The organism is Actinoplanes derwentensis, from assembly GCF_900104725.1.
Lineage (GTDB): Bacteria > Actinomycetota > Actinomycetes > Mycobacteriales > Micromonosporaceae > Actinoplanes > Actinoplanes derwentensis.
In genome coordinates this window covers 9,142,236-9,168,435 of the sequence record NZ_LT629758.1, presented here as the reverse complement: position 1 = coordinate 9,168,435, position 26,200 = coordinate 9,142,236, and the positions used below count along the sequence as shown (strand labels likewise).

The 26,200-nt window shown below is 68.7% G+C and carries 21 protein-coding genes; 4 read left to right on the top strand and 17 right to left on the bottom strand.

The features are described 5' to 3' along the window. Positions 1 to 11: 11 nt before the first annotated feature. The 8 genes from BLU81_RS41030 to BLU81_RS40995 form a co-directional block, all read right to left on the bottom strand. Positions 12 to 2,210, bottom strand: a complete 2,199-nt coding sequence (locus tag BLU81_RS41030) for a GNAT family N-acetyltransferase (RefSeq protein WP_092554174.1) — start codon at positions 2,208 to 2,210, stop codon at positions 12 to 14. After that, positions 2,207 to 3,505, bottom strand: a complete 1,299-nt coding sequence (locus BLU81_RS41025) for a lysine N(6)-hydroxylase/L-ornithine N(5)-oxygenase family protein (protein WP_092554171.1) — start codon at positions 3,503 to 3,505, stop codon at positions 2,207 to 2,209. The genes BLU81_RS41030 and BLU81_RS41025 overlap by 4 nt, the downstream gene beginning before the upstream one ends. Then, positions 3,505 to 4,971, bottom strand: a complete 1,467-nt coding sequence (locus BLU81_RS41020; RefSeq protein ID WP_231953749.1) for a pyridoxal phosphate-dependent decarboxylase family protein — start codon at positions 4,969 to 4,971, stop codon at positions 3,505 to 3,507. Before BLU81_RS41020 ends, BLU81_RS41025 begins: the two co-directional genes overlap by 1 nt. 214 nt (positions 4,972 to 5,185) lie before the next feature. Continuing rightward, the gene (locus BLU81_RS41015; RefSeq protein WP_092554165.1) at positions 5,186 to 6,820 is read right to left on the bottom strand and encodes a beta-1,3-glucanase family protein; all 1,635 of its coding nucleotides are present in this window, start codon (positions 6,818 to 6,820) and stop codon (positions 5,186 to 5,188) included. Between the two features lie 157 nt (positions 6,821 to 6,977). Further along, complete coding sequence (gene arfA, locus BLU81_RS41010) at positions 6,978 to 8,498, bottom strand: arabinosylfuranosidase ArfA (RefSeq protein WP_092554163.1); 1,521 nt, start codon at positions 8,496 to 8,498, stop codon at positions 6,978 to 6,980. A gap of 25 nt (positions 8,499 to 8,523) precedes the next feature. Continuing rightward, positions 8,524 to 9,369, bottom strand: a complete 846-nt coding sequence (locus tag BLU81_RS41005; RefSeq protein WP_092554160.1) for a carbohydrate ABC transporter permease — start codon at positions 9,367 to 9,369, stop codon at positions 8,524 to 8,526. Then, a complete protein-coding gene (locus BLU81_RS41000) occupies positions 9,366 to 10,229 on the bottom strand; it encodes a carbohydrate ABC transporter permease (RefSeq protein WP_231953748.1) in 864 nt (287 codons plus the stop codon). Before BLU81_RS41000 ends, BLU81_RS41005 begins: the two co-directional genes overlap by 4 nt. 53 nt (positions 10,230 to 10,282) lie before the next feature. Further along, entirely contained in the window at positions 10,283 to 11,581 is a 1,299-nt protein-coding gene (locus BLU81_RS40995) for an ABC transporter substrate-binding protein (RefSeq protein ID WP_157751996.1), read from the bottom strand. 307 nt (positions 11,582 to 11,888) lie between these two features. Here BLU81_RS40995 and BLU81_RS40990 point away from each other — a divergent pair, with 307 nt between their 5' ends. Continuing rightward, a complete protein-coding gene (locus BLU81_RS40990) occupies positions 11,889 to 12,920 on the top strand; it encodes a LacI family DNA-binding transcriptional regulator (RefSeq protein ID WP_092554151.1) in 1,032 nt (343 codons plus the stop codon). Here the strand turns inward: BLU81_RS40990 and BLU81_RS52265 are convergent. Genes BLU81_RS52265 through BLU81_RS40960 form a run of 7 tightly spaced genes read right to left on the bottom strand, consistent with a single transcriptional unit; the run spans position 12,895 to position 20,568 of the window. Then, complete coding sequence (locus BLU81_RS52265; RefSeq protein ID WP_444978667.1) at positions 12,895 to 12,987, bottom strand: MFS transporter small subunit; 93 nt, start codon at positions 12,985 to 12,987, stop codon at positions 12,895 to 12,897. The two genes, BLU81_RS40990 and BLU81_RS52265, sit on opposite strands and share 26 nt — an antisense overlap. Continuing rightward, positions 12,984 to 14,372 carry an OFA family MFS transporter gene (locus BLU81_RS40985; RefSeq protein WP_092558361.1) on the bottom strand — a complete coding sequence of 463 codons (1,389 nt, stop codon included), beginning with the start codon at positions 14,370 to 14,372 and terminating at the stop codon, positions 12,984 to 12,986. The genes BLU81_RS52265 and BLU81_RS40985 overlap by 4 nt, the downstream gene beginning before the upstream one ends. Before the next feature lie 51 nt (positions 14,373 to 14,423). After that, positions 14,424 to 15,524, bottom strand: coding sequence for a hypothetical protein (locus tag BLU81_RS40980; RefSeq protein ID WP_092554148.1), 1,101 nt, complete (start codon positions 15,522 to 15,524; stop codon positions 14,424 to 14,426). A gap of 3 nt (positions 15,525 to 15,527) precedes the next feature. Continuing rightward, positions 15,528 to 16,025 (bottom strand): sigma-70 family RNA polymerase sigma factor, encoded by a 498-nt coding sequence (locus BLU81_RS40975; protein WP_231953747.1) that lies wholly within the window; start codon positions 16,023 to 16,025, stop codon positions 15,528 to 15,530. Between the two features lie 52 nt (positions 16,026 to 16,077). Then, positions 16,078 to 17,028, bottom strand: coding sequence for a non-homologous end-joining DNA ligase (gene ligD / locus BLU81_RS40970; protein ID WP_092554142.1), 951 nt, complete (start codon positions 17,026 to 17,028; stop codon positions 16,078 to 16,080). Between the two features lie 9 nt (positions 17,029 to 17,037). After that, positions 17,038 to 18,750, bottom strand: a complete 1,713-nt coding sequence (locus BLU81_RS40965; protein ID WP_197686030.1) for an acyl-CoA dehydrogenase — start codon at positions 18,748 to 18,750, stop codon at positions 17,038 to 17,040. A 42-nt stretch (positions 18,751 to 18,792) separates the two neighbouring features. Beyond that, the gene (locus BLU81_RS40960; protein WP_092554139.1) at positions 18,793 to 20,568 is read right to left on the bottom strand and encodes a sensor domain-containing diguanylate cyclase; all 1,776 of its coding nucleotides are present in this window, start codon (positions 20,566 to 20,568) and stop codon (positions 18,793 to 18,795) included. Between the two features lie 171 nt (positions 20,569 to 20,739). Between BLU81_RS40960 and BLU81_RS40955 the strand changes: the two genes are divergently transcribed. The 3 genes from BLU81_RS40955 (at position 20,740) to BLU81_RS40945 (ending at position 24,184) form a co-directional block, all read left to right on the top strand. Further along, positions 20,740 to 22,443: an alpha/beta hydrolase gene (locus BLU81_RS40955; RefSeq protein ID WP_092554136.1), complete on the top strand. Its 1,704-nt coding sequence runs from the start codon at positions 20,740 to 20,742 to the stop codon at positions 22,441 to 22,443. Between the two features lie 351 nt (positions 22,444 to 22,794). Further along, positions 22,795 to 23,010 (top strand): hypothetical protein, encoded by a 216-nt coding sequence (locus tag BLU81_RS48875; RefSeq protein WP_157751995.1) that lies wholly within the window; start codon positions 22,795 to 22,797, stop codon positions 23,008 to 23,010. An 88-nt stretch (positions 23,011 to 23,098) separates the two neighbouring features. Further along, a complete protein-coding gene (locus tag BLU81_RS40945; RefSeq protein ID WP_092554130.1) occupies positions 23,099 to 24,184 on the top strand; it encodes a WD40/YVTN/BNR-like repeat-containing protein in 1,086 nt (361 codons plus the stop codon). Positions 24,185 to 24,302: 118 nt separating this feature from the next. Here the strand turns inward: BLU81_RS40945 and BLU81_RS40940 are convergent, their stop codons facing one another. Together BLU81_RS40940 and BLU81_RS40935 are read right to left on the bottom strand one after the other, a co-directional pair. After that, on the bottom strand, positions 24,303 to 24,941 hold the full coding sequence (locus BLU81_RS40940; protein ID WP_092554127.1) for a response regulator transcription factor: 639 nt from the start codon (positions 24,939 to 24,941) through the stop codon (positions 24,303 to 24,305). Further along, complete coding sequence (locus BLU81_RS40935) at positions 24,893 to 26,176, bottom strand: sensor histidine kinase (RefSeq protein WP_092554124.1); 1,284 nt, start codon at positions 26,174 to 26,176, stop codon at positions 24,893 to 24,895. The genes BLU81_RS40940 and BLU81_RS40935 overlap by 49 nt, the downstream gene beginning before the upstream one ends. Positions 26,177 to 26,200 lie beyond the last annotated feature (24 nt).

Genomic DNA, 26,200 nt, shown 5'->3' with positions numbered 1-26,200 from the left:
CGCAAGCTCGCTCATGAAGCGATCGGGTTCTCCAGCTCACCGGCGAAGATCAGCGAGCTGGCCTGGTCGGTGAGGTCGACCATCTGGAGGGTGTTGCGCAGTTGGAGCCGGTTCAGGCAGGAGTGCTGGAACGTGGGCCGCAGCAGGTCGAGCCGCCCGGCCAGGTGCGGGTGGTCCTTGGCGTGCGCCCGGACGCAGTCTCCGGCGAGCGCCCAGAACTCGGCCGCGCCGAGCATCCCGTCGGCGTCGAGGATTCCGGCGAGGTGCCGCAGGAAACCGTCGAAGACGTCGGTGAAGATCGCCAGTTCCTTGAACTCGTCACTGACCGAGACCCGGATCCGTTCGACGTCGGGCGGCAGCGGCTGGTCGTTCATGACCGCCACCTCCTCGCCGATGTCCTTCATGAACACCCGGGTCGGTACGTGGTTCTCCAGCACCAGGATCAGGTTCTCGCCGTGCGGCATGAACGCCAGATCGTGCGCCAGGATGCAGTGCACGACCGGCCGCAGGTAGGCGCGCAGGTAGGTCGCCACCCACGTCGCCGCGTCCACTCCGGATTCCCGGATCAGGGCGGTGGCCAGGGCGTTTCCGTCCCGGTCGCGGTGCAGGAGGCTGGCCATGGTGGCGAGCCGTTCGGTCTCGCTGATCCGGGTCACCGGGCTCTCCCGCCACAGGGCGGCGAGCATCTTGGTGTACGCCGACGGTGTGCCGGTCCGGTGGTAGGCGTCGCCGGTGTACCCGGTCGCGGCCAGCTCGCGCAGTACGCCGAATCCGCAGGCGCGCAGTTCCTCGTCACCTTCGACGACGGACGCCACCCATGCGTTGATCGGCGGGGTGGCCCGCATGTACTTCGGCGACAGCCCGCGCAGGAAACCCATGTTCTGTACGGCGATCGCGGTCTTCACGTAGTGCCGGTCCGGCCGGTCCAGGTTGAAGAACGTGCGGATCGACTGCTGTGCCTGATGACGATCAGTTCCGGCGTCGAGCGGGACGATCGCCCGGCGGGCCACGTCGGGGGCGAACGTGACGGTGACCTTGTGCTCCCACTGCCACGGGTGCACCGGCAGGTAGCGGTAGTCGGCCGGGTCCAGCCCGTGGCCACGCAACTGCTGCTCGAAGCGGGTCAGCAGGTCCGCACCGAACTCCGCCTCGTAGAACGCGCGCTCGTCCCCGTCGTACACGAACAGGCTCTCGGTCCTGAGGATCGCGACCCACCGCAACCGGACCGGCCGGCCGGACTCCGGCACGTAGGCCTCGTGATCACGGAGTCCGTAACCGATCCGCCCGTTGTTGGCGACGAAGCCGGGGTGACCCTCGGTCATCGCGGCCTCGATGGTCTGGAAGCTCGCGTGCACTAGGTCGGCGGCGGTCTCCCGGCGGTGCGCGAACTTCCAGGCGGTCCCGGCCAGGGTCGCCGAGATCTCCTCCAGGTACGTGCCGAGCAGCTTCTCCGGGATGCCGAGTGTCTCGCGCAGTCCGGCGATGAAGTCGAGTGCGTCGAGCGGCCCGTCGAGCGAGTCCGGGTCGATCACCCAGTGTTCGAGCGGGTAGCGCTTGGCGGTGAAGGTGTTGTCGCCGAACCGGAAACGGTCTCCGGCGGCGACCGGCTCGATCAGGCGCTCGTGGCTGAACTCGGCGATCGCTTTCGCGATCAGGCGGCGATGCGCGAACGTGATGGCTTCCGGGCTCAGATGCGGGACGCTCATCTCGTAGGCGGTCCGGGTGCAGAAGCTGAGCCGGCCGGTCTTGCCGTGCAGTGGCACGTCCCGGTCCACCACGAACCCGACCTCGGCGTTCTTGCGGTGGATGGCGTCGTTGCGGACGTCCGGCTCGACCACCACCCGTTCGATGCGGGAGTCGGCGAAGCAGTGGTCCATCACGGCGCGCATCACCGCGGAGGTGACCCCGGAGCGTTTCCGGGTCGGCGGGGCGACCAGCACGTGCATGCCGATGTCACCCGGGCGCACCGGGTAGTGCGGTGCCAGTTCGCTGTGTGCCGGGTCGTAGGTCTCGGCGAGGAAGAGCGGGCTGTCGTCGTCGTCGAGCCCGAGCCACACGTCGTAGTCCGGGTTGTCGAGAAAGCCCTGGTACTCCGCGCGGACCCGGTCGGGGGTCGCGTCCTGGAGTCCCCAGTAGTGCGAGCGCGGGTGGGTGACCCATTCGTGCAGAAGATCAAGATCCCGGTCGAGATCGAGCGGTACGAGTCTCATCGCTTCACCAACTGACGAGGGATGTCGGCTTGGGACCTCTTGCGACCCGGGACTCCGAACTGCTGGAACGCGATCGACTCCTCGATCCGGTAGATCTCCCGGCCGGTGATGGCCTTGAGGATCACCGAGTTCCGGTACGGTCCCATGCCCAGGTCGGGATCGGTCACGCTGTGGGTGTGCTCGGCCGCGTTCTGGACGAAGATCTCGGCACCGGCGGTGTCGACGGCGTAGTCCGCGGTCACGTCGAACCGGCCGCGGGCGTCCCAGTTGATCCGGTCCCGCACCGGCTCCAGGAACGACGGGACCCGTGGGGCGTACCCGGTGGCCAGAACCAGGCCCTGGGTGGTGGCGGTGAAGGAGCGGCCCTCCTGCTGGTGTTCGAGCGCGAGGGTCCAGCGCTCGCCGTCCCAGATCACGCCCTCCAGGGCGGTGCCGGTGAGCAGTGTGGTCGGGACCGGGCCGTGCAGGCTCTTGGCGTACAGCGTCTCGTAGATGGCGTCGACCAGGTCGCCGCTGATGCCCTTGTAGAGGTTGCGCTGTTCCCGGCCGAGCCGGTCGCGGACCTCCATGGGCAGGGCCTGGTGGTACCGGATGTAGTCCGGTGACGTCATCTCCAGGGTCAGCTTCGTGTATTCCATCGGGAAGTACCGGGGCGACCGGGTGATCCAGCTCAGGTGGTAGCCGTACGTCTCGATGTCGTTGAGCAGGTCGAGATAGATCTCGGCGGCACTCTGCCCGCTGCCGATGACCGTGATCGAGTCCAGCCCCTGCAGCTGCTGCTTGTTCGGCAGGTAGTCGGCGCTGTGCACGAACGGCCCCTGGTCGACGGCAGCCGGCACGCGCGGTTCGGTGCCGATGCCGAGCACCAGCTTGCGGGCCCGGAACGTCTCGCCACCGGCGGTGTGCACCAGATATCCGGAGCCGTCGTGGGTGACCGTGTCGACCCGGGTGTTCCAGTGGATCGACGGCAGCTGCCGGGCCACCCACTTGCAGTACTCGTTGTACTCGGCGCGCAGCGGGAAGAAGCTCTCCCGGATGTAGAACGGGTAGAGCCGGCCCACCTGCTTGAGGTAGTTGAGGAACGAGAACCGGTTCGTCGGGTCGGCCATCGTGACCAGGTCGGCGAGGAACGGCACCTGGATCGTGACACCGTCGAGCATCAGCCCCGGATGCCAGTCGAACTCGGCCCGCTGCTCCAGGAAGATCCCGTCGACGTCCGGCAGGTCCTCGGTCAGGGCGGCCAGGCCCAGGTTGAACGGGCCGACACCGATGGCGATGAAGTCGTACGTACGCATCAGGCCATCACCGCCGCGGCCTCGTCGCGTTCGCCGGTCATCTCGCGCCCGATCCCCCGGATCAGGTCCAGCACGTCGCGCAGGTTGTCCATCGTGGTGTTCGGGTTGAGCAGGGTGAACTTGAGCCAGTAGTGGCCGCCGATGGTGGTGCCGGCGACGATCGCGCGCCCGCCGTAGAAGAGCCGCTGCCGCAGTCTCGGCATCAGCTCGTCGCACTCGGCGACACTCAGCTGCCCCGGCCGATAGCGGAAGAGGACCGTGCTGAGGGTCGGCTCGGCGGCCGCCTCGAAGTCCGGGTCGGCGGTGATCAGCGTGTGTACGTCGTGCGCCCGGTCGACCACGGCGTCGAACATGTCGCCGATCTGGTCGGAGCCCATGGTCCGCAGCGTCATCCACAGTTTCAGGGCGTCGAACCGGCGGGTGGTCTGCAGACTCTTGTCGACCTGGTTCGGCAGGGCCGCCGTCCGTGGGTTGAGGTAGTCGGCGTGCACCGCGATCCGGCGCATCGTCTCGCCCCGGCGCACCACGATGGCGCTGGAGCTGACCGGCTGGAAGTAGCTCTTGTGGAAGTCCACGGTCACCGAGTCGGCGCGTTCGATGCCGTCCAGCAGGTGCCGGCGGCGGGTGGAGACGAGCAGGCCACAGCCGTACGCGGCGTCCACGTGCAACCAGATGCCCTGTCGCTCGCAGATGGCGGCGATCTCCGCGACCGGGTCGATCCGGCCCAGATCGGTGGTGCCCGCGGTGGCGACGACGGCCATCGGGATGCCCCCGTCCCGGCGGGCGTCGTCGATCGCGACGGTCAGGGCCGCAGCGTCCATCTTTCCGGTGTGGTCGGTGGCGACGCCGATCACCGCGTCGGCCGACATGCCGAGGATCCCGGCCGACTTGCTGACGCTGAAGTGGCTCTGGGTGGTGGCGAAGATCCGCAGCCGGGGGATGGCGCTTCGATCCTGATGAACGGAGAGGGCCTCCTCGCGGGCCAGCAGCAGGGCCTGCAGGTTGGACTGGGTGCCGCCGCTGGTGAAGATGCCGTCGGCGCCCGGGCCGAAACCGATCCGGCCGGCCGTCCAGTCGATCAGGCGGCGTTCGATGAGGGTGCCCGCGGTGCTCTGGTCCCAGGTGTCCACCGACGAGTTCACCGCGGAGATCAGCACTTCGGCGCTGAGCGCGGGGAGCGCGACCGGACAGTTCAGGTGGGCGACGTAGGTGGGCTCGTGGAACCAGACGGCGTTGTCCAGGTAGAGCCGGGCGACTTCGTGCAGTGCCGCTCCGGTGTCGCCGAGCGGCTGGTCGAGGTCGACGGCGTCGACCTGTTCCTGCAGCTCGGTGACGGTGGCGCCGGAGTACGGCTGCCGCACTGCCTTCACCCTGTCGGCCAGCAGTGCCGACGCGTGCCACACGCCGGACGTATAGACGTCCAGCGTTGACGCGGAAAACAGATGCGGGGAATCGGACCGCTCCAACGGGGCCTCCAATAAGGTAAACCTTACCTAACCTGAGGGGAGGCTAACCGGCCGGACACCTGAAGGAAACTTGCGTTCGGCGCCGCGAGGGGTTCGGTGTACGGCCGAACACGCCCCGGCCTGCGCAGAAATACGTAGATGACCACCAAGTGATGGTTGCCACATAGCGCACGAAGCCCACTCTTTGCAGAGTGGGCTTCGTCGATGTAGATGATCAGAAAGCGGTGAGCGTGATGCCTGCCGCGCGGGGGTCCCCGTCGTGGACCAGGGACTCCTGGTTCTGCACGTCGTCGAAGGCGAAAGCGTAGGCCTTGCCGTCGATCATGTGGTCGTGGACGGCCTTCGCGTACGGGTTGGCCGGGCCGCTCCGGTAGAAGTCGGCAGCCGTACCGCCGGGCTGGGTGTCGATGGTTCCCAGCGTGGTCCGCCACAGCGCCGCGCACAGGGTCCGGGCGATCGGGCCGACGATCTGGTCGTTCGGTGCACCGAGCGCGCCGTCGCAGCCCCAGACGTTCGCGGTGGACGGTTTCGTGAACGACGCCACGGTCCTGCCGGTGCCGTCGGTGAAGTTCATGACGTTCCCGGCGGTGCGCCCGGAGTACTTCACGTCCGGACGGTCCCCGAACGGGACCACGGTCAAGGTCTTCGCCGTGTACGCGTTCCACGCACTGGTGATGTAGGAGTCCAGGTAGGTCGGGCTCATCAGCCCCGCGTCGGCGGCCTTGCCCGGGGCGAGCACCCGCAGCACGGTGCCGTCCGAGCCGGTGACGACACTCTTGGCGAAGTCCGGGTTGGCCTTGACCGCGTCGATCACCTTCTGCCGGCCGCCCGCCACCACCTCACCGGTCTTGCTGGTCTTGCCACTGCCGCCGGTGACCGAGACGACGTGCGGCACCGCGAACATGTCCACCTGCGAACTGTTCAACCACAGGCCCGAACCGTTGAGGGTGAACTCGCTCCAGTCGAAGAGGATGTCCCGGTTGGGGTCGCCACCGGCCCACGGCGCGGGCTGGACCAGACCGTCACCGGTGAGCCGGAAGTCGAGCTTCTCGCCGAAGGAGAAGTAGATCCGGCCGGAGAGGTTCTTCAGCACCTTGATCGTGGTGCTGGAACCGTTGGCCGGGCCGGGGATCGCGACGTCCGGAGCCGGCACCGGCACCGGGCCGCCACCGGTCCACGGGGTGAAGGCGCCACTCGCGTTCACGTAGCCGAGCTTGCCAGTCTGCAGGTTGACGCCGAGCACGTAGACGAAGACCGGCTGGTTGCGGCCGCTGTTGTTGGTCAGGGTGACCGGCAGCAGATCGCCCGCGGGCGGAACGGTCTGGGCCGGTGTGGTGGCCGCAGGTGTGGTCGGTGCCGTCGTGGGAGCGGCAGTCGTGGTCGTGGGCGCCGCCGTCGTCGGCCGGGTGGTCGGCACCGTCGTCGGGGCGGTCGTGGGCGGTGTCGTGACGACCGCTCCGCCCGCGCACGGGTTGCCGTTCAGCTTGCAGTTGACCGGCTGCGCGCCCGCACCGACAAAACCGAACGTCACGCTCGCACCGACCGGAAGGGTGCCGTTCCAGGAGCGGCTGCTGAATGTCCGGTGACTGCCGGAGGCGGCCATGTCGGCTTCCCAGAAACTGCCGACCGAGCCTCCGGCGGGCAGATCGAATTCCACTTTCCAGGACGTCATGGTGGACGTTCCGGAGTTCGTCACGGTCACCTCGTCCTGCCATCCGGAGCCCCAGTCGGAGACCGTCCGCAGGGTGGCGGTGGGCGCGGCAGCCGAGGCGGGCAGGGCTATCCAGGCGGTGGCGAGCGCGGCGACCGTGGCCGCCGAGGCCAGGATCAAGCTCCTTTTACGGCGCATGGGGGTGCGACCTCCGAAAGCAGACACAGGTGAACGCCCGCCATCATCACCTGCGGAAATCCGCTGTCCCAGAGGCTTTAATCTTGCTTTAAGGTCTAAATTTCTGACGATTTCCGATCCCGGCCGATAACACTTTTCCTCGGCCGGGATCGGAAAGTCAGGCGGCGCGGGTGAAACGGATCGCGTTCCAGGAGACCTTGGGCAGCGTGATCGTGGCGGTGCCGCCGTCGACGACGATCGTGTCGAAGGGGCGCAGCACGACCCGCTCCGGGTCCTCCTTGGTGTTGCTGGCGTAGACGTCGTCGTCGGTGAGAGTCCACGACTCGGCGACGATGAGCTCCCCCGTCTCGGTGAAGGCGCTCAGGTCGACGGTGAACTCGACCGGGTTCGCCACGTCCCGGTTGACCGCGAAGACCGTCACGTCGCCGGTGGACGGGTCGTGAGTGGCGACCGCGTCGACCAGCGGGGCGGTGCCGTACTTGCCGGTCTCGTAGGTCGGGGCGTCGATGTGCAGGCGCAGCACGTCGCCCTTGGCCAGGGCTGCGGTCTTGGCGAACGGGTGGAAGATGGTCTGCTTCCACGCCGGGCCGCCCGGCTCGGTCATGATCGGGGCGATCACGTTGACCAGCTGCGCCTGGCAGGCCGCGGTGACCCGGTCGCTGTGCCGCAGCAGCGAGATCAGCAGGTTGCCGACCACGATCGCGTCGGCCACGTTGTAGCGGTCCTCGATGACCGGCGGGGCGACCTTCCACTCCTCGGGGAGCGGGGCGTTCTGGAAACGCGACAGGTACCAGACGTTCCACTCGTCGAACGACAGGTTGATCTTCTTGGTGCTCTTCAGCCGGGCACCGACCGCGTCGGCGGTGGCCACGATGCTGTTCACGAAGAAGTCCATGTCGACCGCGGACGCCAGGAACGAGCCCAGGTCGCCGTCGTGCTCCTCGTAGTACGCGTGACAGGACACATAATCGACCACGTCGTACGCGTGCTCCAGCACCGTCGACTCCCAGGTGCCGAACGTCGGCATCGTGGAGCTGGAACTGCCGCAGGCCACCAGTTCGAGATCGGGTTCGGCCGAGCGCAGGGCCCGGGCCGTGCTGGCGGCGAGCAGCCCGTACTCCTCCGGGGTCTTGTGCCCGGTCTGCCAGGGTCCGTCCAGCTCGTTGCCGAGACACCAGAGCTTGATGCCGTACGGCTTCTCGGCACCGTTGGCCCGGCGCTGCTCGGAGATCGCGGTGCCCTCGGGGTGGTTGACGTACTCGTGGACGTCGAGCGCCTCCTGCACCCCACGGGTGCCGAGGTTGACCGCGTACATGATCTCGACGTCGGCTTTGGCCGCCCACTTGGCGAACTCGTCGATGCCTACCTCGTTGGTCTCGATGCTGCGCCAGGCCAGGTCCCGCCGGCGGGGGCGCTGGTCGCGCGGGCCGACGCCGTCCTCCCAGCGGTAACCGGAGACGAAGTTGCCACCGGGGTAGCGGACCATCGTGACGCCCAGCTCGCGGGCCAGCGCCAGCACGTCGGTCCGGAAGCCGTCCTCGTCGGCGAGCGGGTGACCCGGCTCGTAGATACCGGTGTAGACACAGCGGCCCATGTGCTCGACGAACGAGCCGAAGGTCCGGCGGCTGACCGGCGCCACCACGGCAGCCGGATTCAAAACAACACGCGCACGGAGCATGGTTTTACCCTTTACATGGAGAAAGTTACTTGACGGAGCCGATGGTCAGGCCACCTCGCCAGTACCGCTGCAACATCAGGAAGGCCACGATCAGCGGGACGATGGCGACCAGCGCCCCGGTGATGATCACGTTGAAGGTCGCCGCTCCGCCGTTGCCCATGATCGCCGACATGTACCAGGCCCGGAGCCCGACGGTGAGCGGGTAGAGATCGTCGTTGCTCAACATGACCAGAGGCAGGAAGAAGTTGTTCCAGGACGCGACCATGCTGAACAGCAGCACGGTGACCAGGGCCGGTTTCATCGCCGGCAGCGCGACACTGGTGAACACCCGGAACTCGCCGGCGCCGTCGATCCGGGCCGCTTCGAGCATCTCCTCCGGGATCGAGTCGTGCACGTACACCCGCAGCAGGTAGACGCCGAACGGGTTGAGCAGCGACGGCAGGATCACCGCCCAGATCGTGTCGATCAGGTCGGCCTGCGACATCAGCAGGTAGGTGGGCAGCACCAGCGCCGTGGCCGGCACCATGATCAGGCCGAGGAGCAGCGAGAACAGGGCGTTGCGGCCGGGGAAGCGCAGCTTGGCGAAGGCGTACCCGGCCAGGGCCGAGATCGCGGTCGCGCCGACCCCGCTGACCACCGCGTAGAACGCCGAGTTGCGCAGCCAGGTCAGGAAGATCCCGTTCTCCTGGCTGAACAGCAGCTTGAGGTTCTCGACCAGGTTGAACCCGTCGAACCAGAGCGACGAGGACTGGAAGAGCGCGTCGTTGTCCTTGGTCGCGGCCACCAGCAGCCACCAGAACGGCAGCAGGAAGTAGATCGCCATCAGGCCCATCGCGAGGTGGGCGGCGACGTTACCCTTCTTAAGGTTCATCGCAACGCACTCCTCTTCCGGGTGGCGAACAGGAAGATGTAGGACCCGATGAAGACCACCGCTCCGAGCAGGAACGAGATCGCCGCCGAGTAGTTGTACTGCTGGAACGAGAACGCCTGGTTGTAGGCGTACACGTTGGGTGTGTAGTGCTGGGTGATCGCTCCCGGGTTGAGCGGCTGGAGGATCAGCGGCTCGGTGAAGAACTGGAGCGTGCCCATGATCGTGAAGAGGGTGGCCAGGATCAGGGCCGAGGAGATCATCGGGGTCTTGATCCGGAGCGCGATCTGCACCTCGCCAGCCCCGTCGATGCGGGCCGACTCGTAGATCTCCCGAGGCAGGCCCTGCAGCGCCGCGTACAGGACGATCATGTTGTAACCGGCCCACTGCCAGGTCACGATGTTGCCCAGCGACGCCAGCACCGTGTCGCTGGAGACGAAGTCGATGCCCAGGCCGGAGAACGGGCCGATGCTGTCGCTGTAGAGGAAGCCCCACATCAGGGTGCCGATGACCACCGGAACGGCGTACGGCACGAAGGCCGCGAGCCGGAAGATCCGGGAGAACCGGGAGGTGGCGGCGTCGATCAGCAGCGCCGCGAGCAGCGCGATCCCGATCATCACCGGAGTCTGGATCAGGCCGAAGACCAGGACCCGGACCACGCCCTCACGGACCAGCGGGTCGTCGATCGCCTGCTTGTAGTTGTCGAAGAGGGCGAAGACCTCCCCACCGATCAGGGTCGAACGGTAGAGGCTGATCTTGAACGCGTACGCCATCGGCAGCAGCAGGAACGCGACCAGGAGCACTGCGAACGGCAGCACGAACAGCCAGCCGGTCGCGGCCTCCCGCCAACGGGATCTTTTCACCGAAGGCCCCGCGGCCGCCGAAACGGCCGCGGGGGGAGTCTGGACCTCGGTCATTACTGGACCTGGAAACCCTGCTGGGTGGCGTAGGTCTTGACGTTCGCCTGGGCCGCGTCCAGCGACGCCGTCCAGGAGGTCTTGTTCTCGATCGCCTGGTTCAGTCCGGTCGTCAGCTGGTTGAAGTTGTAGCTGTTGAACGGGCTCCAGGCGAACGGGCCGATCGCGTTGTACGCCGGGACGAAGACCTCGTTGACCTTCTGGCCGCCGAAGAACTCGTACTCCTTGTTCTTGAAGGTGTCCGACTCCAGGATCGGGGTGGCGGTCGGGAAGAGGAACGCCTTGTCGATGCCGATCTTCCAGGCCTCGGTGTTCTTCGCGCCGAAGATCTCCATGGCGACCTTGGCCGCGATATCCGGGTACTTCGCCTGGTCGGTCACGGCGAACGACGAGCCGCCCCAGTCACCCTGCTTGTTCTCGCCGGCCACCCACTGCGGCAGCGGCGCGACCTTCCACTTGCCGGACGACTTGGCGGCGTTGGCCTGGATGTAACCGGGACCCCAGCCGGCCGCGATGTAGGTGGCGTACTTCTCCGAGCCGAGGCCGTTGTAGAAGTCCGTGGTGTGGAAGGCGGTGGTGTCGGCCAGACCGCCGTTGACCAGGCCCTCCCAGTACGAGATGACCTTCTTGGCCTCGGCGCTGGCCAGGTTCACGCCGATGTTCGCCGGGTTGGCCAGGTCGTAGCTGTACGGCTGGGCGCCGGCCTGCCAGAACAGGCCGCTGAGGAAGCCGCCGTCGTTAGCGCCGAAGTCGGTGATGAAGGACTTGCCGGCCGAGGCGGTCTTCAGCTTCTCGGCCTGCGCCTTGTACTCGTCCCAGGTGGTCGGGACGGTCAGGTTGTACTTCTTGAAGATGTCGTCGCGGTACATCATCGCCATCGGGCCCGCGTCGACCGGGATCGCGTAGACCTGGTCGCCGGAGCTGACCTGCTTCCACGCCCAGTCGACGTAGTCGCCCTTGACGTCGTTCGCGCCGTACTTGCCCAGGTCCACCAGGTGCTTGGTGAGCTGGAAGGTGGGGATCTCCTGGAGTTCGAGCATCGCCACGTCCGGCGCGCCCTTACCGGCTTTCAGCGCGGTCTGGAGCTTGGTGTACTGGTCCTGGCCGGTGCCCGCGTTCGTCCACTCGATCTTGATGTCGGAGTGGGTGGAGTTGAACAGGTCGACGACACCCTGGAACTCCGGGTACCACGCCCAGACCTTGATGGTGACCGGGCCGGTCGGCTTCTCGGCCGGCTCGTCACCGCCGCCGCTGCTGCACCCGGTCAGCGCCAGGGCAGTCGCCGCGACGGCCGCCACAAGTGATCGCCGGCTGACTCGGGGTGCGCTAAGTTTGCTGAGGTTCACTGGGTCCTCACAGTTCGAGTAGATGCGTATCCAGTTGATCAGGTCTGAGCCGGTCCAGGGCTCAGAGAGCCGGCCTCCGGTGCTGGCACACCGGGGGTCGGCCGAAAAGGCCTTTCTCGCGCCGCCGAATTGGTTCTCAGCGATCCGGCGGACGATGTTGCTACGCTTTTGCAGCGCTGCAAAACACAGCATGCACGGACGCCTGAGCGACGGCAAGGGGTAACCTGCCGGAAACTTGGGGCGGGCAGAGGGAGGCAAAATGCGTCGAGAAGTCACTCTGCGTGACGTCGCGGAGCTGGCCGGCGTATCGAGCAGAACCGTCTCCAACGTGGTCAACGGCTATGCCAATGTCACGGAGCGTACGAGAGAGCGTGTTCAGCGCGCGGTTGACGAACTCGGATATCGACCCAACGTCCTGGCGCGCAACCTGGCGCAGGGAAAGTCGGGCCAGATCGCCGTGGTGGTGCCGTACCTGGACACCCCCTACTTCTCCGAGTTGTTGCAGAGCGTCATCCGGGCGGCCCGGGTCAGCGGCTATAACGTTTTGATCGACCAGACCGACGGCGACCCGGAACACGAGCGGGCGTTCATCGCCCACGGCTCGCGGCGGCTGCTCTTCGACGGCGTCATCTTCAGCCCGCTCGGCCTCGATCAGCAGGCCCTCGCCGACCGCGACCGTTCCCTGCCGCTGGTCATCCTCGGCGAGCGCGCCAGCGACGGCAGCTTCGACCACGTCGGGATAGACGATGTGGCCGCGTCCCGGCTGGCCACCGAGCATCTGATCGATCTCGGACGGCAGCGGATCGCGGCGATCGGCGACCAGCCGTACGCCACCGGTGAGGCCGCGCAGCGGCGCACCCGGGGCTTCCGGGAGGCGCACACGGCCCGCGGCCTGACCCCGCGCGAAGACCTGATCATCAGTACGCCCCGGTTCAACCGGCCGGACGGCGCCCGGGCCATGGAGCACCTGCTCGGCCTGGCCGAGCCACCGGACGCGGTCTTCTGCTACTCCGACCTGGTCGCGCTCGGCGCCATCCGGACCATCGTGTCGCGTGGTCTGCGGGTGCCCGAGGACATCGCGGTGATCGGGTACGACGACATCGAGGACGGCCGGTTCTCCAACCCGACGATCACCACGATCTCCCCGGACAAGGAGGCGATCGCGGCGACCGCCGTGGAACGGCTGCTGCTGCGCATCACCAGCGAGAGCCCGCCGCCCGGTCTCGAGCTGCGGACCCCCTACAAACTGGTGGTGCGGGAGAGCACTACTGGAAGAGTTTCGCCGCGGTGATCAGGGTCTGGATGATGCCGTAACCGAGCATGACGATCACCAGCGCCCAGGAGATCGCGAGTCTCATGCCGGCACCTCCTGTTTCTTCGTGGCGGGCTCGTGCAGGCTCTCCGGCACCGGTCGGATCAGCAGGTTGGCGACGAACCCGACGGCCAGCACACCGACCATGGTGAACAGGGCCGGGCGGTACGCCTCGGCGGTCAGCGTGCCCGGTTTGCCCTGCGCGTCCAGGAACCCGTTGATGATCAGCGGCCCGGCCACTCCGGCGGCCGACCAGGCGGTCAGCAACCGGCCGTGGATCGCGCCCACCTGGTAGGTCCCGAACAGGTCCCGCAGGTAGGCCGGCACGGTCGCGAACCCACCGCCGTAGAACGACAGGATCACCCCGGCCAGCAGTACGAACAAAGCGGTCGCGGTGTGCCCGAAGAGCGCCAGCAGCGCGTAGAACACCATGCCGACACCCAGGTAGACCATGTAGATCGGCTTGCGCCCGATCAGGTCGGAGGTGGTCGACCAGGCGAACCTGCCGGCCATGTTGAACAGCGAGAGCAGGCCGACGAACCCGGCCGCCGCGGTCACCGCCACCGTGGAGGTGCCGCCGTCGCCCCGGAAGAAGTCCTGGATCATCGGGCTGGCCTGCTCCAGGATGCCGATACCGGCCGTCACGTTGCAGAACAGCACGATCCAGAGCAGCCAGAACGAGCGGGTCCGGACCGCGTTGGCGGCGGACACGTGCGCGGTGGTGACCATCGGTTTCGCCTTGACGGTCGCCGAATCCCAGCCCTCGGGCCGCCAGCCATCCCGGGGCACCCGGATGTTGAACACCCCGAACATCATGATCAGGAAGTACGCGATGCCGAGGGTCAGGAACAGGGCGGTCAGCGCGCCACCGTCGGCGACCGAGGTGGCCACCTTCGGGTCGTAGCCAGAGTCGTAGAAGGACAGCAGCTGCCGGGACGCCGGGCCGGCGACCAGGGCGCCACCACCGAAGCCCATGATCGCCAGGCCGGTGGCCAGGCCCGGCCGGTCCGGGAACCACTTGATCAGCGTGGACACCGGCGAGATGTAGCCGATGCCCAGGCCGATCCCGCCGAGCACGCCGTAACCGAGGTAGAGCAGCCAGAGCTGACCGGTGGAGATGCCGAGAGCGCCGACCAGGAAGCCGGACGTCCAGAACGAGGCGGACACGAACATCGCCTTGCGCGGGCCGTTGCGCTCCACCCAGGTGCCACCGACCGCGGCGGACAGGCCGAGCATGACGATCGCGATGCTGAACACGATCCCGATCGCCGTCTGCGTCGTGTCGAAATGCTGAACGAGAGAGTTCTTGTAGACGCTCGTCGCGTACGCCTGGCCGATACACAGGTGGACGGCGAGAGCGGCGGGCGGAATCAGCCAGCGGCTGAACCCCTCCGGGGCGATGGTGTGCTCTCGATCGAGAGCGGAGAGCAGTGCCATCGCCGGACGATATCACCGATATTGATCAATATGACAGATCGCTGATCACCAATTGACGGCGAACGTGTTGATCCGGAACGGCTCGTCGCCATAGGTGAAATACCAGGCCCCGCGCACCTCGGTCGGGCTCTGCCAGGCGACCGACACCCGCGGATCGGGCCGCACGTTCCCGACGATCGATCCGTCCCGCGAGCCGATGCTGACCCCGCCGCCCCGGGCCAGGACCGCCTTGTCGGCGATCCGGAACACGACGATCCCGAAGTTGTTGTCCTTCACCTCGTAGGTGACGGCGGCCATGGCACCGTCCGGAGAAAGCCGGATCCCGGTGACCCGCTCGCAGTCCGCCGAGCCCACGTACGCCATCTCTGGTGGGACCGGATTCCGGCCCGCGCTCAGGGGCCGGGCCAGCACACCGACCGGGCAACCAGCCCTCTTCGGTGCCAAGACGAGCAAGCCGCTACTCACGTCGGCCGCGGTGAAGGCCCCGTAGAGATCCCGAACACCGAGCTGGTGCATGTTCACCACCCCCGTCTCCTTGCCGGTGGCGATGTCGTGCGCGACCAGCTCGGTCTCGCGCCAGAGATACGCGGTGTCGGCCGACGCGGTCACCATGCTCACCCATTCGCCGTCGTGGCTCAGGTTCCGCTGGATCCGGACCGTACCGTTCGGGGCGGTCACCACCAGCCGGAACTCGTTCTCGCTCATCGCCACCACCCCACCGTCCGGAAGCGCCACCACGCGATCCCAGCGCCGCGCACCGGCCACCTTCACGGTGTCGATCCGGCCGCTCGGCTCCAGCACACCCATCTGTGAGGTATTGCTGAGCGCGACGGTCTGCTCACTGCCGCCCGACGGCATCCGGTACCGGCCGAACGCACCGTTCAGCGTCATCCGCTGCCACGCCGGCTCCGGTGGGGTGTCACTCGCGGCCGGGAGGACGTCCGGCGTGGTCTCCCGGTGCCGGGTCACCACGCCGAAACCGGTGGCGACGACCAAGGCGACCGCGCCCACCACGGAGAGGGCGGCCTGCCGGTTGTGGCGACGGCGGACCCGGCGGTGTACGTCGGTGAGGTCCGCCCGATAGCCCGGCGCCGCTTCGGCCGCTGCCCGGACCGCATCGGTCAGGTCCTGCGGAATCGTGTCCATCGATCAGTCCTCGCTGTTCAGCTCGTGGCGCAGGGCGGCCAGCCCGCGGGAGAGGCGGCTCTTGACGGTGCCCTCGCTGATCCGCAGGGCGGCGGCCGTCTCGGCGGTGGAGAGTTCGAGCAATACCCGGCAGGTGATCACGGCGCGTTGCGTCTCGGGCAGTCCGGCCAGGGCGGACCGGGCGACGATCGAATTCTCCGGCGGCCGTGTCCGAGGATGATCAGCCTCGGCGGCCGGTGGGCGTTCGCGGCGGACCTTGCGCCACCACGAGGTGGCCCAGTTGAGGCCGACCCGGAACACCCAGCCCGCCGGGTTCTCCAACCGGCTGACCGTGGGCCAGCGGGCGCAGGCGCGGGCCATCGCCTCGGCCACCGCTTCGGCGGCCAGGTCGTCGTTGCGCAGGGTGACCGCGAGCGCGCGGTACACCCGGTCGGCGTTGGCCCGGTAGAAGGCCTCGAAACCCTGGTGCGCGGAAGGCGTCGTACCCAGTTCGATCGTCACTGCCGGAAGCACCATGCCCGGTACACGCGGGAGAGCCCCGATCGGTTCCCGGCTAATTCTCGGCCGGGGTATCCAGACCGGACTTCTCGTCGCGGTCGGCCCATTCCAGCAGGGTGACCAGGGAATGAGCATGGTCGTCGATGGTCGCGTGCAGGTCCCCTAGTTCGGCGAAGCGCTGGGGAACCGTACGGATGGTGAAGGCCTTGGGGTCCAGATCGTGGATCTCGTCCCAGGTGACCGGGGTGGAGACGGTGGCGGTGGGGACGCCGCGGACCGAGTAGGCGCTGGCGATGGTGTGGTCACGGGCGTTCTGGTTGTAGTCGATGAACACCGCTGACGGGTCCCGGTCGCGGCGCCACCAGGTGGTCGTCACGTCGCCGGGAGCGCGGCGCTCGACCTCGCGGGCGAAGGCCAGAGCGGCGCGGCGTACGTCCGGGAAGCCCCAGCGTGGCTCGATGCGCACGTAGACGTGCAACCCCGTACCGCCGCTGGTCTTGGGGTATCCGGTCATCCCCAGCTCGGTCAGCACCTCGCGGACCACCGGGGCGACCCGACGGAGCGTGCCGAACGGGCAGTCCGGCATCGGATCCAGGTCGATGCGCCACTCGTCGGGACGCTCGGTGTCGGCGCGCCGCGAGTTCCACGGATGGAACTCCACGGTGGACATCTGCACCGCCCAGATCACGTCGGCCGGTTTCGTCACGCACAGTTCGTCGGCGTGCCGGTGGTAGCGCGGGAACTCCACCCGGACCGTCTCCAGCCAGGGCGGAGCACCGTTCGGCACCCGTTTCTGGTGCACCTTCTCGCCGGCCAGGCCGTCCGGGAAACGGTGCAGCATGCACGGGCGCTCCCGCAGCGCGCGGACGATCCCGTCGCTCACCGCCAGGTAGTACTCGACCAGGTCGAGCTTGGTGGCGCCGAGCTCCGGGAAGTAGACCCGGTCCGGGTTGGAGACCCGGACCTCGTGGTCACCGGCTTCGATGATCGTGGCTTTACCGGCCATCCCATGACGCTAACCCAGCCAGGCGTCGTCCATGTCCCGAAGCAGAGTGTCGCCCGAGTCGAGCAGGTCCAGCAGCGGGCCGATCCGGGGCAGCTCGTGCGTGACGAAGTACCGGGCGGCCAGGCGTTTGCCCTCGTAGAAGGCTCCCTGTTTGCCTTCGGCGGCTTTCAGCTGCTCCAGCCAGATCCAGGCGATCACCAGATGGCCGGCGGCGTCCAGGTAGGCGGTGGCGTTGACCAGGGCACTTGCCGGGTCCTTCCACAGCGTGGCGGTGGTCGCGGCCAGCCGGTCCGCGGCCTTCGTCACCTCGCCGCCCAGCTCCGCCGACTCGGCGGCGGTCGCCCGGATCCGGTCCAGCAACAGAGCCAGACCGGCGCCGCCCTTCTGGGTGACCTTGCGGCCGAGCAGGTCCAGCGCCTGGATGCCGTCGGTGCCCTCGTGGATCGAGTTGAGCCGGTTGTCGCGGTAGAACTGCTCGACCGGGTACTCCCGGGTGTAGCCGTAACCGCCGTGGATCTGGATCGCGTGATCGTCGGCGAGCCGGCACCACTGCGACGGCCAGGCCTTCACGATCGGGGTGAGCACGTCCAGGAGCAGCGCGTTCTCCTCGCTCGGTTCGTCGAGCAGCTTCGCTGCCCAGAGGACCAGAGCAAGACCGCCCTCGACGTACGATTTGGAGGCCAGCAGCATCCGGCGCACGTCCGGGTGCTCGACGATCGCCACCGGGGGCGCCGACGGGTCCTTGCCGGTCACCGGGCGGCCCTGCTGCCGCTCACGGGCGTAGTCCAGCGCGTGCAGGTAACCGGTGTAGCCCAGGGCCACCGCGCCCGCCCCGACGCCGATCCGGGCCTCGTTCATCATGTGGAACATGTACTGGAGGCCACGGCCCTCCTCGCCGACCAGCTCGCCTTTCGCGTCGTCGAAGGCGAGCACCGCGTTGGTCGTACCGCGGTAGCCCATCTTGTGGTTGAGACCGGCCAGGATCACACCGTTGCGCTCGCCGGTGGTCACGTCCTTCTTCGCGACGATGAACAGCGACAGGCCCTTGACCCCGGCGGGCGCTCCGGCGACCCGGGCCAGCACCAGGTGGACGATGTTCTCGCTCAGCTCGTGGTCGCCGCCGGAGATCCACATCTTGCCGCCGGTGATCCGGTACGTGCCGTCCTGGAGCTTGACGGCCTTTGTCGTCACGTCACTGAGTGACGATCCGGCCTGCGGCTCGGAGAGGCACATGGTCCCGGTGTAACGGCCCGCCAGCATCGGCTCGACGTAGGTGCGGATCTGCTCCTCGGTGCCGTGCGCCAGGAGCAGGTGGGCGTTGGCCGAGGTGAGCATGGCGTACGCCGAGGTGCCGGTGTTCGCCGCCTGGAACCAGAGGAAACAGGCGCGCTGGACGACCAGGGGCAGTTGCAGGCCGCCCCGATCGATGTCGATGGTGCCGGCGATCAGCCCGGAGTCGGCGAAGATCGTCAGCGCCCGGGAGACCTCCGGGATGATCTCCACCCGCTCGCCGTCGAAGGTCGGCTCGTGCAGGTCGTTCTTGCGGTTGTGCGGGGCGAAGTCGCGCTCGGCGATCCGCTGGGAGACGTCGAGGAAGGCGTCGAACGTCTCCCGGGAGTGCTCGGCGAACCGCTCCCGCGCGGTCAGCGCCTCGACGTCGAGCCATTCGTAGAGCAGGAAGTCGAGGTCGCGCCGGGAGAAGACCTTGGACACCGCGGTCACCGCCGTTCGTCGGGAAGTTATTGCACTCAGTGTGCACTGACTTTAGTCCGCCGTCCGATGCCTGCCTATCCGCTCCGGCATCCGGCCGGCGTGTTTGATCTCGTACATCGCGTGGTCGGCGAAGCGCAGGGCCTCGTCCGGGTCGGTCGACGCCGGCGCCAGGTGCACGCCGACACTGGCTCCGATGGTGATCTCATGATCGCCGATACGGAACGGTAGATCCAGGATGTACCGGATACGTTCCCGCATCGCGACTCCGGCCTCCGGGCCGAACACCCCCGGCATCAGGATGACGAACTCGTCACCACCGACCCGGGACAGCACGTCCTCGGCCCGGACACAGGCGCTGAGCCGGTCCGACACCTGACGCAGCAGCTCGTCGCCGACCTCGTGCCCGTGCTCGTCGTTGACCGGCTTGAACCCGTCCAGGTCGACGAAGAGCACCGCCACCGAGTCGGACCGCAACGACGAACTGAGCCGGTCCTGCATCCGCCGCCGGTTGGGCAGCCCGGTCAGCGGATCATGCTGGGCGTCGTGCTCCAGCCGCTCCTGGAAGGCCCGGTTCTCCGAGATGTCCCGGGCGTTGACCACCACACCGCTCAGGGCCGGATTGTGCATCTGGTTGGAGGCGGTGAACTCGAACCAGCGGTACTCACCGTCGGCGGTCCGGACCCGGCACTGCAGGCGCACCACCCCCTCCGCCTCGGCGAGCAGGGCGGTCAGGCGCTCCCGCATCTGCGGCTGGTCCTCCGGGTGCACCACATCGAAGACACTGTGGCCGGACAGCGCACCGGTCGGGAACCCGAGGATCGCGGTGCTGCTGGGGCTGCTGAAGATGATCCGGCCGGACTCGTCCAGCACCGACACCAGGTCGGGGGCGTGCTGGATAAGGGCCTGGAAACGCTGGTCGGCCCGGCGGCGCTGGATCTGCGTGCGATAACCGAGGGCTGTGATGCCGACCACACCGATCACCAGCATGGCTAGCAGCGTGATGGTCAGGGTACGGCTCCAGCTGTAGACCGCACCGTCGAAAGAGGCCTGCGTCTGCGTACGCACATAGGCCCAGCCGCTCGGGGAGACAGCGACGACGACCGCGATCATCTCCACGCCACCCTCTTCGTACTTGACGAAGCGGCTCCCGGAATGACCCAGATCGGCGCGGATCGCCGGGTTGATGTAGGTACCCAGTCGCGAGTCGTCGCTCGACGCGCCGATCCGGCCGCCGGTGTCCACGATCATCGTCAGGTGGGCGTCACCGCGCAGCTCACGGATGTAACCGTTGAGCGGGGTGGTGGCGACCTGGTTCAGCCCGATCAGATAGCCGACGACGCCACCGCTGACGGCGACCGGGATGGCCACGGCGGCCACGAAGGTGTCACCGGCCGGCATCACGCCGGAGAAGCCGTACGCGTTGGTCTCCAGCGAATCCCACATCGCGGCCCAGCCGACGTCGGCGGCGTCAGGCAGCCCGGCGGCCCGGTTCGAGGTCAGGAACCCGTGGTCCAGGCCGGCGGTGATCATCCCGTACTGGAACGTGGTGCTCTTGGCCGCGGCGACAGTCAGCGTGAGCTGGTCCTTGGCGTCGGACGCACCGAACCGCAACGCGCTCTGGCCCAGCAGGCGGCTCAACTCCAGCGTGGAGTTCCGCTGCAGCTGACCGGTGAGCGTGCCGTTGTTGGTCCCCAGAGCGGTGGTGTCGTTCTGGTGCACCGTCTCGACCGCCCTGACCGCCGACTGGTTCACCAGAATGCCAACAACCCCGGCACCGGCCAGCAAAAGCACACTGACCAGCACCGCGATCCAGTTGCGAAACCGCATCGCGTTCCTCCTCACCGCGTTTCATCGGCAGCCGTGGGCGGAAAACCAGGGAGAACCCGGAGGTAAATAGGGCGGCGCTCAGCAGCATCGACCCCTGATGATGGAGAGGCAACGTAGCGGGGTGGATCGGTCACCCCGCGTACGGTCCCGGCCCGACGAACGGAGCACCGGATGCACATACAGGTGGTGGCGTCACCGCCCGTCCCTTCGCAGCGCCGCTCACTCGGCTACCGTCCCGCCACCGTCGCCCCTCCGGCTCGCCCCCGTATCGCGCTGGCCCGTCTCAGCCTCACCGGCGCCGCCTTCGGCGCCGTCTTCTACTGCCTCTCCTTCACCCCGTCGCTGCTGCCCCGGGTCTGGTTCCTGCAGGGCATGGTGGCCGGTGTCACCGCGGCCATGGGGTACGGACTGGGCGCCGCCCTCGGAGCCCTGGCCCGCCGCTTCCGGGGGCCGATGCGGGCCCCGGCCGCCCGGATCGCCTGGGCCGTACTGGCGATCACCGTCCCGGTCCTGGTCGCGGTCTTCCTCTGGCTCGGCACCCGATGGCAGCAGGACCTCCGGATCCGGCTCGGCATGGAACCCGCACCGGACTACGACATCGCCCGCACCGTCGGCGTCAGCCTGCTCACCTTCCTCGTACTGCTCGGCATCGCCCGGCTGCTGCGCCTGGCCACCCACGGCTGCGCGTTGATGTTCCGCCGGGTCGTCCCGGTGCCGGCCGCCTACTGCGCGGGCACCCTGGTCGTGGCGCTGCTCAGCTACACCGCGTTCGACGGGCTGCTGGTCGCCAACCTGTTCGCGATGGCCGACCGGTCCGCGGCCGTCGTCAACAACGGCACCGGCAACGGCGTGACCGTCCCCGCCTCACACCTGCGCTCCGGCGGGCCCGGATCACTGGTTCCCTGGGACTCGCTGGGCCGGCAGGGCCGGGCCTTCGTGGCCGGCTCCCCGAGCACCGCCGAACTCACCGCCTTCGCCGGCCGGCCCGCGGCCGAGCCGATCCGGCTCTACGCCGGCCTGACCTCGGCGGACACCGTCGAGGAACGGGCCCGGCTGGTGGTCCGCGAGATGGACCGGACCGGGGCGTTCAGCCGTTCGGTGATCGCCGTCTTCACACCGACCGGCACCGGATGGGTGGACTACAAGGTCACCCGGTCCCTGGAGTACATGTACGCCGGTGACAGCGCCCTCGTCTCCCTGCAGTACTCGTACCTGCCGAGCTTCTTCGCCTTCATGGGTGACCGGTCCGAAGTCGCCGACGCGGCCGCCGCCCTGATCGGTGCGGTGCGGGCCCGCTGGGCGGCGATGCCCGCAGACAACCGGCCACGGCTGCTGCTGCTCGGCGAGAGCCTCGGGACGTACGGGATGGAGATGACCTTCGGTACGCCCGAAGCCCTGGTCGACGGAGCGGACGGCGCCCTGCTGCTCGGGCCGACCTTCGCCAACCCGGCACACCGGGCACTCACCGAGGGCCGCGCACCGGGCAGCCCGATCTGGGACCCGCACTATCCACAGTTGCCGGTCGAGTTCGCCGACGACGCCGCCGAACTCCGGGACCTGACCGGGCCCCGGCCCAAAGTCGTCTACCTGCAGAACGCCACCGACCCGGTGGTGTGGTGGAGCTGGGACCTGCTCTGGCAGAAACCGCAGTGGCTGACCGGGAAGCGGGCCGCCGACGTCACTCCGGACATGCACTGGTACCCGGGGATCACGTTCTGGCAGATCACCTGTGACCTGGTCTTCTCCAACAAGGTGCCGACCGGGCACGGGCACGTCTACAAGTCCGAGACGGTGGACGGATGGGCGGCTATCGCTCCGCCGCCGGGCTGGACCACGCAGGACAGTCTTCGGTTGCGGGCGCTGTTGGACGGCTGACGTCCGGCAGTCTCTCCACCGCCGGCCTTTCTCCCATCCGGGAGTTGATCACCGAGCGGTCGGTGGCGGGAGCCGGCCGGGCACCGGTCTCACCGGCCCAGGCCCGCACGGCCAGCCCGGCGAGGAAGGCCACCACCGAGACGGCGATCAGGCCCACCAGCAGGCCGCGCCGGAAATCCACTCTGAACCGGTCGTCCATCCGCGCACCCTCCGCCGAACGAATCCGCCTCAATCGTGAACTGCCGGATACGGGCTGGATACCCGGTTGTTCGGCCGACCCGAGAAGGGTGACACCCGTACGGGCCGTCACCGCGTTGAGAATCAGGGGAGGAACGGGAGAGGGAGGCATGGATGGGCGACGGGTTTCAGCGTGTACCCGGGCGCCGGCAGCGGCCGATCGTCCAAGGCGTGGGCGGCATGATCGCCGCCGTCCTGATCCTGGGCGGCGGACTGCTCGCCGGCCGGCTGCTCACCGACGAGCCACCACATCCGCCACCATCCCCCGACCCGTCGCCCGTCCCCTCACTCAGCTCCCCACCGACGTCCCGGTCGTCACCCTTGCGATGATCGGCAACCTTGTGTCGCGTGAAGCCCGTCCAGTGGCGCACCTCGCGGGCCATCGAGATCCGCCGCTTGAAGCGGTAGTTTGCCGGGCATGACATCGCATCGAAAGATCTCCATGGCGGTGCTCGCGCTCGTCGTTCTCGCCGGCACCGGTCTCACCCCGGGACCCGGGCTGTCCTGGCAGCTCACCGACACCGGGACCACCGCCCGGTTCCGTGGTCTCGCCCCGGTCAGCGCCAAGGTCGCGTGGGCCGCCGGTTCCGCCGGAACCGTCCTGCGCACCGTCGACGGCGGACGCACCTGGGCCTCGGTCGGACCGCCCGACGCCGCCGCCCTCCAGTTCCGGGACATCGAAGCGTTCGGGCCCCGCGACGCCGTCGCGCTCACCATCGGCAACGGCACCGACTCCAGGATCTACGCCACCTCCGACGGCGGCGCCACCTGGACCGAGACGTTCCGCAACGAGGACCCGGCCGCCTTCTACGACTGCGTCACGTTCCTCGACCGTAGGCACGGCCTGGCCCTCTCCGACCCGGTCGGCGGAAAGTTCCGGATCCTCGCCACCCGCGACGGCGGCCGCACCTGGCAGGTCCGGCCCACCGACGGCATGCCGGCCGCCCTGCCCGGCGAGTTCGCCTTCGCCGCCAGCGGCACCTGCCTGGTCTCCGCCGGTGCCCACAGCCGTTCTCTCACCGCCGACGAACGCTCCCGGCCCGCCGGCGGGTATGCCTGGTTCGCCACCGGCGGAGACGCCACCGCCCGGGTCTTCGCCACCCGCGACGGTGGCTGGAACTGGACCGTCAGCAACACTCCGGTACCCAGCGGAGCCAGCGCCGGGATCTACTCCCTCGCCTTCCGGGACCCGCGGCACGGCATCGCCGTCGGCGGCGACTACACCACCGAGACCTCGGCGCCCGACGGTTCTGCGGTCACCCGCGACGGCGGCCGGACCTGGACCGTGTCCCGGACCGAACCCGGCGAATACCGGTCCGGCGTGGCCTGGCGCGGACGCACCGCACTCGCCGTCGGCCCGACCGGCAGCGACGTCTCCTACGACGGCGGAATCACCTGGCGGCGCTTCGGCACCGGCAGTTTCGACGCGGTCGCCTGCACTCCCGGCGGCGCCTGCTGGGCCTCCGGCCGAGACGGCCGCATAGCCCACCTGACCCACCGCTGACCCACCCCACCTGCCGAGCCTCCGACTCACCGCCCAACGGCACCCCTACTGCGTGGTGAGTCGGGGTTCGGCTCGGCTCACCCGGGACGAAGCGCCGCACGGTGAGGGAGTGGGGTGGTCAGACATCCAGGTAGGCGAGGACGGCCAGGACTCGGCGGTGGTCGTCGTCGGACGGGGGCAGACCGAGCTTGGTGAAGATGCTGTTGATGTGTTTGCTCACGGCCTTGTCGCCGACGTAGAGCTTGGTGGCGATGGCGCCGTTGGAACGGCCCTCGGCCATCAGCCCCAGCACCTCGCGCTCGCGGACGGTCAGAGCCGCCAGCGGCGGCACGTTGCGGGCCAGCAGCTGGGTGACGACCTCCGGGTCCATGATCGTGCCGCCCCCGGCCACCCGGCGGACCGCGTCGAGGAACTGGGCCACGTTCGCCACCCGGTCCTTGAGCAGGTAACCGACCCCGCCGGCCCGGTCGGTCAGCAGTTCACGGGCGTAGAGCGGTTCGACGTGCTGGGAGAGCACCAGCACCGGCAGCCCGGGGATCGCCCGCCGGGCCTCGATGGCACCTTGCAGGCCCTCGTCGGTGAAGGTGGGCGGCAGCCGCACGTCGACCACTGCCACGTCGGGGCGATGCTCCAACAGCGACGGCAGTAGCGCGGGTCCGTTGTCGACGGCGGCCACGACCGTGCAGTCGAACGCCTCGAGGATCCGGATCAGCCCGTCCCGGAGGAGGGCGAGATCCTCGGCGATGACAACGCGCACGGCAGCTCCACGGTCACGACGGTCGGCCCACCCGGCGGGCTGGACAGGCTCATCGTGCCATCAAAGGCGGCGAGACGGCGCTCGATGCCCCGCAGCCCGGTGCCGCCGGACGGTTCGGCTCCGCCCCGGCCGTCGTCGGTGACCCGGGCGGACAACACGTCGCCGGTGTGCCACAGGTCGACGGTGACCGCGGCGGCCCCGCTGTGCCGGGCCGCGTTGGCCAGCGCTTCGGCGATCACGAAGTAGGCCGCCGACTCGACCGGGGTGTCCGGCCGGCCGGGCAGTGCCGCGGTCACCGTCACCGGGATCGGCAGGGCCATCGCCAGCGCGCGGACCGCGCCCTCCAGCCCGCGCTCAGCGAGCACCGGCGGGTGGATGCCACGGACCAGCTGGCGCAGCTCGACCAGGGCCGTCAGGCTGCTCTCGCGGGCCTCGGCGAGCAGTTTGCGGGCGGCGACCGGGTCGTCGTCGACCATCTCCTCGGCGAGACCGATGGTCATACCGAGCGACACCAGCCGGGCCTGGGCGCCGTCGTGCAGGTCACGCTCGATCCGGCGCAGCTCGGCGGCCTGCGCGTCGACGGTGTCGGCCCGGGTGGTGGTGAGCTGGCTGACGCGCAGGCGCAGCTCGGCCGCCCTGGTCGGGGCGAGGAACAGCCGGGTGGACCAGGCGTCGGCCTGTCGCAGGTAGGGTGCCGCGGCCACCCCGATCGCCAGGATCACCGCGCCCTGCGGCAGGGACAGGAAACCGTCGGCGAGGGTCTCGATCGGCCAGATCACGCCATAGCCGTAGTCCGTCCCCAGCGAGATCCAGAGCGGGATCAGCAGGATGCCCTCGGCGCCGTAGACCGGCAGGGCGATCGACGACAGGCCGAGGACCAGCCCGGCCACCGCGCCGGGCAGCAGCCAGCCCAGGTCGCGCCAGGTGGCCGGGTCGCGCATGATCCAGCGGTAGTGCCGGAACCCGCCGAGCCGCGCCTGCTCCGGGCGGGGCAGGTAGGGCCGGGCGATCGGCTGCCCCCAGCCGGCCGCGAGCCGGCGGGCCAGGTCGGCACGGGCCCGGACCAGTCTCGTCACCAGGGGCACCAGCACCAGGCCGAGCCCCAGCACCGGGGTCAGCACCAGCGACACCACGAAGAGCACCAGAAGCGGGATGTTGAGGATGGCCAGCGGGACGGCGACCGCTCCGCTCGCCACGGCGCGCATGCCCTCCCGGATCCAGTCGCGCGATTCCATGTCCCCATCCTGGCCGCCGGGCGC

What these genes read in the sequence shown, in the direction of transcription:
- BLU81_RS41025 (WP_092554171.1), bottom strand. Translation starts at nt 3,505, where the DNA reads ATGCGTACGTACGACTTCATCGCCATCGGTGTCGGCCCGTTCAACCTG.
- BLU81_RS40945 (WP_092554130.1), top strand. Translation starts at nt 23,099, where the DNA reads ATGACATCGCATCGAAAGATCTCCATGGCGGTGCTCGCGCTCGTCGTT.
- BLU81_RS41005 (WP_092554160.1), bottom strand. Translation starts at nt 9,369, where the DNA reads ATGAACCTTAAGAAGGGTAACGTCGCCGCCCACCTCGCGATGGGCCTG.
- BLU81_RS41030 (WP_092554174.1), bottom strand. Translation starts at nt 2,210, where the DNA reads ATGAGACTCGTACCGCTCGATCTCGACCGGGATCTTGATCTTCTGCAC.
- BLU81_RS40960 (WP_092554139.1), bottom strand. Translation starts at nt 20,568, where the DNA reads ATGCGGTTTCGCAACTGGATCGCGGTGCTGGTCAGTGTGCTTTTGCTG.
- BLU81_RS40990 (WP_092554151.1), top strand. Translation starts at nt 11,889, where the DNA reads ATGCGTCGAGAAGTCACTCTGCGTGACGTCGCGGAGCTGGCCGGCGTA.
- BLU81_RS41015 (WP_092554165.1), bottom strand. Translation starts at nt 6,820, where the DNA reads ATGCGCCGTAAAAGGAGCTTGATCCTGGCCTCGGCGGCCACGGTCGCC.
- BLU81_RS40980 (WP_092554148.1), bottom strand. Translation starts at nt 15,524, where the DNA reads ATGGACACGATTCCGCAGGACCTGACCGATGCGGTCCGGGCAGCGGCC.
- arfA (WP_092554163.1), bottom strand. Translation starts at nt 8,498, where the DNA reads ATGCTCCGTGCGCGTGTTGTTTTGAATCCGGCTGCCGTGGTGGCGCCG.
- BLU81_RS40935 (WP_092554124.1), bottom strand. Translation starts at nt 26,176, where the DNA reads ATGGAATCGCGCGACTGGATCCGGGAGGGCATGCGCGCCGTGGCGAGC.
- BLU81_RS52265 (WP_444978667.1), bottom strand. Translation starts at nt 12,987, where the DNA reads ATGAGACTCGCGATCTCCTGGGCGCTGGTGATCGTCATGCTCGGTTAC.
- BLU81_RS40955 (WP_092554136.1), top strand. Translation starts at nt 20,740, where the DNA reads ATGCACATACAGGTGGTGGCGTCACCGCCCGTCCCTTCGCAGCGCCGC.
- ligD (WP_092554142.1), bottom strand. Translation starts at nt 17,028, where the DNA reads ATGGCCGGTAAAGCCACGATCATCGAAGCCGGTGACCACGAGGTCCGG.
- BLU81_RS48875 (WP_157751995.1), top strand. Translation starts at nt 22,795, where the DNA reads ATGGGCGACGGGTTTCAGCGTGTACCCGGGCGCCGGCAGCGGCCGATC.